General features: G+C 30.2%; 8 protein-coding genes and 1 riboswitch. All 8 genes read right to left on the bottom strand.

Annotated elements, in window-relative coordinates; translation table 11 throughout:
- Positions 1-105: 105 nt before the first annotated feature.
- A complete protein-coding gene (locus tag Q0V67_RS03080; protein WP_297596938.1) occupies positions 106-861 on the bottom strand; it encodes a fimbria/pilus periplasmic chaperone in 756 nt (251 codons plus the stop codon).
- 5 nt (positions 862-866) lie between these two features.
- Positions 867-1,775: a toxin-antitoxin system YwqK family antitoxin gene (locus tag Q0V67_RS03075; protein WP_297596936.1), complete on the bottom strand. Its 909-nt coding sequence runs from the start codon at positions 1,773-1,775 to the stop codon at positions 867-869.
- 12 nt (positions 1,776-1,787) lie between these two features.
- Positions 1,788-4,382, bottom strand: coding sequence for a hypothetical protein (locus Q0V67_RS03070; protein ID WP_297596933.1), 2,595 nt, complete (start codon positions 4,380-4,382; stop codon positions 1,788-1,790).
- 2 nt (positions 4,383-4,384) lie between these two features.
- Positions 4,385-5,209: a DUF4402 domain-containing protein gene (locus tag Q0V67_RS03065; RefSeq protein WP_297596931.1), complete on the bottom strand. Its 825-nt coding sequence runs from the start codon at positions 5,207-5,209 to the stop codon at positions 4,385-4,387.
- Positions 5,209-6,660, bottom strand: coding sequence for an ABC transporter substrate-binding protein (locus tag Q0V67_RS03060; protein WP_297596929.1), 1,452 nt, complete (start codon positions 6,658-6,660; stop codon positions 5,209-5,211). Before Q0V67_RS03060 ends, Q0V67_RS03065 begins: the two co-directional genes overlap by 1 nt.
- A 13-nt stretch (positions 6,661-6,673) precedes the next feature.
- Entirely contained in the window at positions 6,674-8,794 is a 2,121-nt protein-coding gene (locus tag Q0V67_RS03055) for an HD domain-containing phosphohydrolase (protein WP_297596927.1), read from the bottom strand.
- A gap of 49 nt (positions 8,795-8,843) precedes the next feature.
- Positions 8,844-8,919: riboswitch (cyclic di-GMP riboswitch) on the bottom strand.
- Between the two features lie 55 nt (positions 8,920-8,974).
- Positions 8,975-10,429 (bottom strand): IMP dehydrogenase, encoded by a 1,455-nt coding sequence (gene guaB, locus Q0V67_RS03050; RefSeq protein ID WP_297596925.1) that lies wholly within the window; start codon positions 10,427-10,429, stop codon positions 8,975-8,977.
- Positions 10,430-10,503: 74 nt separating this feature from the next.
- Entirely contained in the window at positions 10,504-11,754 is a 1,251-nt protein-coding gene (gene purD, locus Q0V67_RS03045) for a phosphoribosylamine--glycine ligase (RefSeq protein WP_297596923.1), read from the bottom strand.
- Positions 11,755-11,765: the final 11 nt, after the last annotated feature.

Raw genomic sequence — 11,765 nt, 5'->3', positions numbered from 1 at the left:
AAAAATAATAGTACCATAATTTTTAAACTCCGTCAACAACTTTTTTTATTTTTTTTAAAATAAAAAATATACAAAGCTATTTTAGCTTTGTATATTTTAAACTTTTTAAAAAGTTTGACTTGTTTTTTTCGACAAAATTTCCCCATCTGAATCCATTAAAGTCAATCTCACTTTTTTATTTTTTAACTCCTGTACTTTCACAACATTTTCTATTTTACTTTTCCCATTTCTTAAACTTCTTCCAAACTGAGCATTTAAAGTCTCAATTACTTTCCCATTAGAATTTAACACCTCAACTTTTTGAGTAATTCTTAAAGAACTGTTACCTTTAGCATCCACATCTCCCGATATTTTTAAATCGTCACTCTTTGAATTATAAGAGAATTTCAAGTTTGAAATATCTATTGTTTTATTTAATTCGCCATAATATCCATATATACTTATTCCTACCTCTGTTATCATCTGTATCTGAACATCTAACGAATCTTTTTTTTCTGTAGCTTTATTTTTTATTGGAATTTCTTTAAATACAATATAACTTTTGTATTCTCCTGCTTGAACACTAGAGTTTGGTTTCACTCTAAATCTTACTATTTGCTTTCCACCCGGTTTTATAGCAACCATTTTTGGATAAAGTTTTATACTCTCATTTAAATTATAGTTTTCGTATCCTTTTGGTATCTCTAAAAAACTTTCAAGTCTCATTGGTTCAGCAGTATTATTTATCAATATAACTTCATTTGTATTTACTTTATCCAACTCTACTTCAAATCTTGTAGGTGCTACACTAAAATTAAACGCCATAGAACAAACACTCAACAAAAAGAACATCAAAATCTCTATTTTTCTTAGCCTAAACATCTTCATCACTCCATCTCACTCAATATTTTATCGTATTTTTCATATTTTAAATTTCTATTAAATTTTTTAAACCTATCAACAATAGAATCCTTAAATTCTTTGTTCTCACTTATTACCTTCCCTTTAGAATCTATCTCATTTCCTTTGATAAAAGTTGTTTTTTGTGCAATCGATCCAGCTTTATCATAAATAATGAGTTCACCTTCTTTTAATCCGTTCAAATAATTTACAACTGTTTTTACATCTCCCGTTTTATAGAAAAATTTCCAAATCCCCTCTCTTTTTCCAATTTTATAACCCCCTTCTAAAATTGGATTGGCATTTTTATCAAAAATTTTAATTCCACCATCTATTTTCCCATATTTAAAATATGTTACTGTTTCCAATATCTCTCCCTTATGAAAAAATACCGCTTCTCCATTTAAAAGACCATAATTATAGTTTAACTTAGTCAACAATTCTCCACTTACAGAGTATTTTACAACTCTCCCCTCAAGAATACCATCCTCTAAGCTTTCATGCCCTTCTAAAATTTTATTCTCATAAAAATATGTCCATTGTCCACTAGGTTTGTCATAGTTATATTTTAAAACCACTTTACTTTCACCTGTTGGATATTTAATCATCCAAGCACCATGCTTTATTCCATTGATATATTTACCTTCATATATCAACTTCTGATCTTCATCCATGACATACCCCTGAAAATTCCCATGTCTTATTCCGTTTTCATACTGTTCTTTTACTCCCTGACCAATTAACTCTCCTGTAAATGGAGTAGATTCGTTCAAGATATAAATTATCTGGTTTCTTATTTTCTTATTATTTATATTTTCTACTCGTTTATTAGAATAGGAGTTATTTACAATTATCGTAAAGATAATTAGTAGCTTTATTACAAATAATTTCCTCAACCTCTCTCTCCTTTAAAAATTATTTAAAATATCATCCATATCATATGCTTCATTATCAATCGATTCAAGCTTTTCTTTTTTATCTTCGGATTTATTTACTACTACATCAAATCCTTCAAAGTACTCTCCCTCATCATCTTTTTCCAATTTCACATCAACATCTAAAACATCCTTAGAAAATCCTACAAATTCGTTTCCTAAATATATAAACTTCATTTGATAATTCCCTGGTATAACATCCTCAAAGAAGAACATACCATCAAACTCAGGGTCGATCTCTTTATAAACTTCACCATTTTTTTCTAAAATTACAGTCGTCATACTCAGTATTCTTACCATCTCTTTTGAGCTTATTTCTTCACCCGCTAGAATATTTCCAGTCACCATAGAAACTGCCTGTACAGGAATATCATACCTTGTACCAATAGATGATTTTGTTTCAACAAGATCTCCGCTTCTAGATTGTATAAGCATTGGATCTATTGTTTTTCTGTTCACTTCAACTTTATATTTATTTAACGGAAGGACTCCAGAAATTACATATTCTCCATTTTCATTTGAAATAGATCTTTGCCCATCTGCCACAACCTCAATATTTGACAAAGTTTTTTCATGCTCATCATATTTCCCATTATTGTTTGAATCAATATAAGCTTTTCCATATATCCAAGAATTATCAACCTGTCTATCTTTGACATTTCTTTTTAAATCACTTAAATCTATCGCTTTTTCAGCTGTTAGTCCAATCTGAACTTTATTTTTTTCATCTCTACGCACTGGCAACTCTAAATATAGATAATTATCAAAGTAAACTGTAAAGTCCATGCTCATTTTCCCTTTGTCCTCATCATTATAAGTTGTTTCCACTCCAAATGTATATTCTAACGATGCTGATTTAACTCTTTGTCTTCTTCCTAAAACTTTAAAAGAATATTCAACATTTGTATTTTTTTTGTTTTTTTCTATATCCGCTTGGAACAATGCAGTTATTCCATTTATTCCGCTATAACTCACACCAGGATTTATCTCTATTTTCTTTTCTTTAGATTTATTTCTACTTATTTCAGAATCTAAAATAAACGACCAATCCCTAAAACTTCTATTTTCAAAGCTTAAAAAATACCCTTTTTCTTTTTCTTCGCTAAAAATATCCACCTCTTCTTGATATCCCAAAGCTATTCTATTATTTAAAAAGTTTTTTGTTATTCCTACAGAATTATATTCTTGAAGTCTATTATCTTCTCCCAAATATTTGGAATATTTATTATGCTTAAAGGTCACCTCATAACTTTTTATCCTTTGATCAACTCTGACTTCATAACTTTCTTCTTGTTTTTTTGTTTCATAAAAACTTTGTAAGCTAATCAGAGTTGGATAATAATTAAATCCAACTCTATAAATAAGATCATTTTTTAATATATTAAATTTTTTCCCACTTTCACTTTGTAACTCCATGCTTCCCATACCAAAACTAATATCCTCTGTAAGACCATATCGAACTTCTGCTATTTTTTGTTCGTAATTATCCAAACTCCCTTTTCCAACTTGAACGTTGTAACTCCATTCATTTTTATCTAGTAATTTTGAATTGTTTACAGTATATACCTTTCTTGTCTCCATCTGTCCATTTTGATAATATATTTTTAACGTGTATTCTCCACCATAATTTCTATCCCTAACTTCAAATTCAAATGATCTTGTCTTAGGTTGAATATAATCCAATAATATTCCATTTTGATATAATTCAACTATATCAGCTCCTTGTGCATCCCCTTTTATAATCGTCACATTTTCAAAAGTTCTACTATAAGTATTTTCTTCTCCAAAGCTTACTCCTTGAACAGAGCTGTTTATTCTTAAAAAGTCAGGAATTTTCATATAATAATCTCCAAATGTCAAATCATTTTCTTTATAGATATTGTTATATGTTAGGCTATAACTTTGAGATTCCAATTTTGGCTCTATCTCTTGGTTTATATAAAAATCTCCATAAAGAAACTGTGTTCCATATTCCAGATTGATATTTTTTTCCGCCTTTTCTAAATCATCTAGAGAAATATTAAACTTCAAAATCCCAGGTGAAATAAACTTCTTCGGCGCCTCTATAATATCCTTAGATTTTTGCTCTTGCTTCCCATTCAACCTCAATCTTTCTACCTTACTTTTTTCTCTCTCTTCGTAAGGAAGCGTAAAGTTTGGAGTTAAAGTCAATTTCAAGTCTTGCCCCGACCATTCTCCACTACTAAAGTTTAATTTTTTTTTAAAAGTATCTAATTCTACATAAATATCATCATCTAAAACAAACGATTCGTTTTTATCAAAAGTTACACCCATTTTTTTCCCGTTAATTTCTCCCGACATTCTTCTTTCTATTAAATCAAAATTTAAAGAATATATCTCCAAAAAATAATATAGTGATTTCAATCCTATAAAAACTTTATCTTTCTCAAAATTATATTTAACCATAAAAAAATCATCTTTTAATTGCTTACTCTTCACTTCAACATACGCTTCTTCAAGACCTGACAAGTCTTCTGCATTCAAACTTACAAATTGAAAGAGAATAAAAAAAATAGCTATATATGCTCTCTTAGCAATTTTTCTCATAATCAGTCATACCTTACCTGTATTTTAAAATTTCCTCTATACATCCCACTAGATGCTTTCGAAGTATCTTTCACTTCACCATCAAATCTCACTGTATAACTTCCCGTATCCGATAAATAAACTTCTAGTTCACCTCCATCTGATGAAGGTGTCGTTAATATGTCCACTGTCAATATTTTACTATCATTTATATTTTGAATCAAAACTCTTTCAGGAAATTCTATTTCAACCTCAGCTCTTGGTGCTCCTGATATTCTCAGATATCCTGGATTACCACCCGATTTCGTCGAAAGCCTCATCCCTCTAACAGCTCCTCCTAAATCCATCGTTGTAGTTTCCAGTTGAAGAGATTTTAATACTTTAACCTTAAATTGAACCTCCACTAACTCTTCGCTAGAAACAGAACTATTATTCTCTGAAAATCTTACAGTTACACGTGAAGTGTACTCTCCAGAAATTCTTGGATCTGGTTTTATTCTAATTTTTCCTAAAATTCTAAAAGAAGTTTTCCCATTAACTCCTTCTATATAATTTCCAGTCTCATTATGAATATCGGAAGTTTTGACCAGTCTAACATTTTCAAGAATTATAGAGTCTGTAGAACCATTTTTATTTTGAAATCTTTCATCGTAGTTACCGATAAAATAATATAGTCTACTCATATTTCCCAATCCAGTTATTTTAAATACTTCGCTCTCTAAATTAAAAACTCTCGCTCTATCCAGAATAATCTCTTCTTGGATTGTCGTAAAATTTGGATGAGATACCATTTTTCCAAAAATTATGGTATTTAGCACCACAAATAAGTATATCATAATCTTTGTCATCAATTCCTCCCTTTGCTATCTAGACTCCTTATTTTTTCATTTCCAATAATTATTTTCTTACTGTGTATTAATGGTATATAAGGAACATCTTTAGCTATTAGAGATACAACTTTATCATAAATTTTATCTCGATTCTCTTTTTGATTTTCGTCTTTCATTATATCTAAAAAAGGTTGAGTTGCATTATACATATCTTTATTTCCTAAATCAAACATCATTACTTTTCCTAAATTATAAACTAAATAATTCCCATCAAATATGATATTATAAACAGCTAGTTCATAATCTCTATTCTCTATTTTCATCAAATATGCTTCTTGTTGATAAGGAACAATTGAAACATCAAAATTATTTTTTTCCAACTGTTTTTTAATCTCTTTTGCCACCGCCATGGAAACATCATCATTTAAAATCGTTATCTCCAAATGTTTATTTTTAAAAGTATAATCTGTTTTTTCTTCTTTACCTATTCTAGATAGCTCTGCTTTAAACAATTGTTGCGGGAAAAATGTTTTTGCTGATTTTTCGCCGAAAATATTTTCAGATATCTTCTCTTTATCTATTATTGCTTTTATTGCTTTTCTGCTATCTCTAGTTTTAAAAATTCCATTTTTATTTCCAAAGATAATACTTGTAGTATCTACTTCTTCTTTCTCTAAAACTTCCACATCTGACGATATAAGACCGTCTTCCTTCCATTTTTTTAATCTTTTTAAAGTTATATCCGACACAATATCGACTTTCTCATTATAATAAGAAATCATTCTTCCTCTATCACTAATCTCATAATATATTGTTATCTTTTCTGCTCCAGGTATATTTTTGAAGTACCTCTCGTTTTTTAACAATACTAACTCTTTATTTTTCATATCACCAATTTTATAAGGTCCTGTCCCTATAACTTTTCCTGTTTCATCCTCTTTTGTTATAGAGCACATATAATAGGACAACATCGAAATAAACAAATTGTTTTTTCTCTTCAACTTTATCTCTAAAAAATCTTTGTCAACCACTCTGATACTTTCAACATCCTTAAAAAAACTTTTAAAAACCCCTCTATCCAACATTCTCTCCAATGAGTTTTTTACCCCCATCGAATCCAATTGTTTTCCGTCATGAAAATAAATATTTTCTTTTATTTTCAATGTTAAAATCCTATCCTCTTTCCAGCTAAATTTCTCAACTAAATTTGGCTTAGCCTCTCCATTTTCTCCAAGTATAAAAAGAGTATCATATAAATATTTAACAACTCTTATTGAATACTGATCCTTCATACGGATCGGATCTACCGTCGAGACCTTAATGGCTTGAATTAGCTTGACCTCATCATTTTTTTCATCTTTAAGTTGACTATATTCATCTATCGATAAATCTTCTAATTGCATAGCTGTACTTCCAAAGGATAGTGTTGTAATAACTATAAATACAAACATACTTATATACTTTCTCAACAACTCCACCTCTCTATTTATTTTTTATTGCAGAGTAAAACTCTGTTGCTAAATGCAGTGCTTCCTTATTTTCTTCATAAATTTTTTCAAACTCTTTATTATTTTTAACAAAAATATCTACTAAATCTGGATCAAAACTTCTTCCTTTTTGTTTTTCTACCATATCTAAAGCCTCTTCATGAGAGATAGATTCTCTATGAGATTTTTTTTGTCTAAGAGCATCATAGACATCTACAATTGAAACAATTCTAGCCTCCAAAGGTATCTCTTCTCCTTTCAACCCTAAAGGATAACCTGTTCCATCCCATTTTTCATGATGATATCTCACAATATTTTCTGCAACAGCTCCTAATTTTAATTTTTTTACAAGGTCATATCCTATCTCTACATGTTCCTTAACCTTTTTAAACTCCTCATCTGTTAGTTTAGATGGTTTTTTTAATATTTCAGATGGTATTCCTACTTTTCCTATATCATGTAAAGATGAAAATCTCTTAATATCAACTCCCAATTTCTCAGATACTCCTATCTTTTGAGACAATAAAGTGGAATACATCCCTAATCTTTTAACATGATCCCCTGTATCTTCATCGTTTAATTTATTTGCCATCTCTAATACTTCTACCAAAGAGTAACTTAACTCTTCCGCTTTTTTTCTATTTTTTTCAGATTTTATTATAAGAACAATTAATATAAATATAAAGATAAAACTTGGGATTGCAACTTTTGCAATCAACCGATAGTTTTGAGCAACTATTGAATTTTTTAATAAGTCATTATCCACAACAGTTTTGTCAACTGTAAAACTTTCCAGTATCGTATTCAATACATTTGAAAGTGATACATCCTCCTTTTTTATAGCCAAGCTTACTCCAAAGGATTCATTTAGTATTCCCGCAACTTTTATTTTTTCATCTAAAAAACTGTTTGTTATAGCTCCCGTTAAAATGTTAAAATAACCAACCAAATAATCCCCTTGCTGGTCTAATAACTTATCCAATCCTTCATCATATGTTTCCACTTCTATTAATTCACTATTTTTCAAAACTTTCTTTAAATATTCATAACTATAATCACCTTTTAGTACCAAAACTTTTGATTTATCCAAATCTGAAACACTTTGAACAAATCCATCTGATTTTCTATTTGCAACTGATAATTTCATTTCATAGTAAGGTTTTGTATAGTTGTAATTATTTTTTCCAGCAATATTTTCTATAGCTATTCCATCAACATCAAACTCTTCCCCTTTAGTATAAACAAAAGGAATCCCCATAATATTTTCCAACTCTTTCACTATATTTATCGTCAATCCTTGATATACATTATTCTGTTTATAATAGAAGGGTAATAAAAACTCATCTTTCCCTATTTTCACTTTAATATTTTTATATTTTTCTAAAACCTTTTCGTAACTCGGTGTATCTTTTAAAAGGTATCTATAAAATTTCACTCTATTTTTTTTCAATATACTTTGAAACTTTTCTGAAGGTAACTCCTCTATAAATTTCTGTATTTTTAAAACATTTTCTCCCGACACATTTTTTACAGCCAGTTGTTCGTTATACTTTAAATTTTCTATCACTTTAAACTCATTCTCACCAAAGTTTTTATCACTCCAGTCTTGAACAATAAAAGCATCTACTGCTCCCGAATTCAAATATTCCAATCCCTCATCTAAGTTTTTAACTTCAAATTTCTTTAACTCTATTCCACTATATCTTTCTGCAATCTCTTTAATGCCATGATTTCCCGATATATATGCCACTTTAAGAAAGTTAACATCTCCCATATTATTTAATTTAGATGCTTTATTTACAACTACTGCAACTCTGTAAATCATAGGTGTATCTATATATGTATATTTTTTTTTTCCCTGAGTTGTTTCTATTGTTCTTAATATCATATCATTTTGGTCACTTTCATCCAAAGTGTACTCCATCTCTTCAGATAACTGTAATTTTTTATTCATCTCCGAAATAATATCTACATAAACTCCTTGGTATTCACCTTTATTTAAATCCTTGTATAAAAACATATCTGTGTAATTTTCCGGAATGCCTATATTCATTTTCTCTTGTGTAAACATGTATGTATTTAATAAAACAAATACCAATAAAACTATTTTTTTCATCTATCCTCCCATTTTTTTCAAAAAAAAAGTTGCAATAATTTTTAAAAATCATTGCAACTGGCTGTCATTTTAAAGACCCTATAGTTTTGCGTCATAAAGTTTCCTTTATTTTGCCGATTATAATTAAGTTTCTTTAATTATAATCAATCAACTTTAGAATGTCAAATTTTTGATGAATTTTTATTTTGAATAATTTGGTGCTTCTTTTGTTATTATTATATCATGCGGATGGCTTTCCTTAAGTCCCGCTCCTGTTATTTTAACAAATCTTCCATTTGTTTTTAAATCTTCTATTGTTGGAGTACCGCAATATCCCATTCCTGCTCTTACACCACCACATAGTTGAAACACAACATCTTTCAAACTTCCTTTATAAGAAACTCTTCCTTCTATTCCTTCTGGAACAAGCTTCTGAGCATCATTTTGGAAATATCTATCTTTTGATCCTCTTCTCATAGCAACCATAGATCCCATTCCAACATAAACCTTATATCTTCTTCCTTCATAAATCATCTCTTCTCCTGGAGCCTCTGTTGTTCCTGCTAAAAGTCCACCTAACATCACACAATCTGCTCCCGCTGCAAGTGCTTTTACCATGTCTCCAGATAATTTTATTCCACCATCAGCTATAACTCCAATTCCTCTATTTTTACAAACCTCATAAACGTCATTTACTGCTGATAATTGAGGTACTCCCACTCCTGCTACTACTCTTGTTGTACAAATTGACCCTGGGCCTACTCCAACTTTTACTGCATTTACTCCAGCATCTATTAAATCTACAGCTGCTTCTGCTGTCACTATATTTCCACCTATTATATTTAATTTAGGATGTGCTTCTCTTATCTCTTTTATTTTTTCTATAACACCTCTAGAATGCCCATGAGCTGAATCTACTGTTATGATATCTACTCCTGCATCCACCAAAGCTTTTACTCTATCTAAAGTGTCGGCTCCTATCCCTACTGCTCCACCAACTCTTAGTCTTCCTTGAGAATCCTTACAAGCACTTGGGTATTCAACTAAATTATCTATATCTTTTATTGTTATTAATCCTTTCAACTTACCTTCTTCATCAACTATTGGCAGTTTTTCAATTCTATTTTCCAATAATATGTCCTTTGCTTGGTCAAGAGTTGTCCCCACAGGAGCTGTTACTAAATTCTCTTTAGTCATAATGTCACTAACCAATTGATCCATATCTTTTCTATATTTTAAATCTCTATTCGTTATTATTCCTATCAAAGATCCGTCTTCTATAACCGGAAGTCCTGATATTTTATATCTTCTCATAATCTCTTCTGCGTGCCAAACAGTTGAGTCTTTAGTAAGAGTTACAGGATTTTTTATCATTCCACTTTCGTTTCTCTTAACTCTATCTACTTCAGCGGCCTGATCTTCAATTGACATATTTTTATGAATAAATCCTATTCCTCCTTGTCTTGCTAGGGCAATAGCTAAATCTCCTTCTGTTACAGTATCCATAGCTGCACTAAGTACGGGAACGTTCAATTCTATATCCTTGGTAAGTCTAGTTTTTAAACTTACCTCATGTGGTAAAACTTCTGATCTTGCTGGTACTAGTAAAACATCATCAAAAGTAATCGCTTCTTTTACAATTTTTCCGTTCATCATTTGTTCTATTCCCTCCAAATTTTTAATGTTTTAAACAAAGACCCGCACTTTTTTTATTCTGTGCAGGTCTTTTTTTATTTATTTTTGTTATTATAGCACATCTTCGATCCTATGTCATTCCTAAAAAACAATTGTTTGCATTTTATTTTTTTCACATCTCTATAAACATTCCTTTGAGCCTCTTCCAATGTATGCCCATAAGATACTATCGAAAGTACTCTTCCTCCATTTGTTTGTAATCTGTTCTTTTCTATTTTTGTCCCCATATGAAACACCAAAGATTCTAACTTTTCAGGGATATCTATATCACTCCCTATTGTTGATGATTTTGGATAATTTTCAGATGCCATTACAACCGCTACAGCATATCTTTTATCCCATTCTAATTCCAGAGTTTTATTATCTAAAACATCTAAAATAACTTGTATAAAATCTGTTTTTAGTCTTGGTAGAATCCCTTCTGCCTCTGGATCTCCAAATCTAGCATTGAACTCTATTGTTTTCACACCCGAATCAGTTAGCATAACCCCTGCAAAAATAAATCCTTTAAAAGGGATTCCATCTCTTTTCATTCCTACAAGCATAGGATTCACTATCTTTTTAATAGTTTCATCAACTATAGTTTTATCGATTCTATCTACCGGAGAATAAACTCCCATTCCACCAGTATTAGGTCCTTTATCATTATCGTAAACTCTCTTATGATCCTGAGCTACTTCTAAAGGTATTATAGTTTCTCCATTTGCTAAGGCTATTATTGAAAACTCAAATCCATCTAAATATTCCTCAATAACAACTTTATTGCCAGAAATACTAAATGCTATCTCTAAAGCCTCAATAGCTTCTTCTTTTGAAAACGCAACTGTCACACCTTTTCCCGCTTTTAAACCATCTTCCTTTATAACAATTGGTACAGATTGATTATCTAAGTGTACCTTTGCCTCTAAAATATTATCAAACGTTTCATAATTACCTGTTGGGACATTGTATTTTTTCATAAGTTTTTTTGCAAAATCTTTGCTCGTTTCTATTTTTGCAGCTTCTTTTGTTGGACCAAATATTTTTAATCCTCTTTTTTCAAATTCATTTACAATCCCTAGAGCTAAAACACTTTCCGGTCCAACTATCGTTAAACCTATTTTGTTTTTTTCTGCAAAATCAGCTAATTCCAATATTTTTTCTTCTTCAATTCCAACTAGAGTTCCTATATTTTTCATCCCAACATTTCCAGGAGCTATAAAAACATGTTTTACTAATTCACTCTGACTCGCTTTCCAAGCTAAGACATGTTCTCTGCCACCTTTTCCAACAACTAAAACCTTCATAATTCCTCCCG

The sequence above is a fragment of the uncultured Cetobacterium sp. genome, assembly GCF_947072685.1.
In the GTDB taxonomy this organism is placed as follows: domain Bacteria; phylum Fusobacteriota; class Fusobacteriia; order Fusobacteriales; family Fusobacteriaceae; genus Cetobacterium_A.
Note: the sequence above shows the minus strand (reverse complement) of the source record. Positions and strands in the feature narration are given on the sequence as shown.

What these genes read in the sequence shown, in the direction of transcription:
- Q0V67_RS03055 (WP_297596927.1), bottom strand. Translation starts at nt 8,794, where the DNA reads ATGAAAAAAATAGTTTTATTGGTATTTGTTTTATTAAATACATACATG.
- Q0V67_RS03065 (WP_297596931.1), bottom strand. Translation starts at nt 5,209, where the DNA reads ATGACAAAGATTATGATATACTTATTTGTGGTGCTAAATACCATAATT.
- Q0V67_RS03070 (WP_297596933.1), bottom strand. Translation starts at nt 4,382, where the DNA reads ATGAGAAAAATTGCTAAGAGAGCATATATAGCTATTTTTTTTATTCTC.
- purD (WP_297596923.1), bottom strand. Translation starts at nt 11,754, where the DNA reads ATGAAGGTTTTAGTTGTTGGAAAAGGTGGCAGAGAACATGTCTTAGCT.
- guaB (WP_297596925.1), bottom strand. Translation starts at nt 10,429, where the DNA reads ATGATGAACGGAAAAATTGTAAAAGAAGCGATTACTTTTGATGATGTT.
- Q0V67_RS03080 (WP_297596938.1), bottom strand. Translation starts at nt 861, where the DNA reads ATGTTTAGGCTAAGAAAAATAGAGATTTTGATGTTCTTTTTGTTGAGT.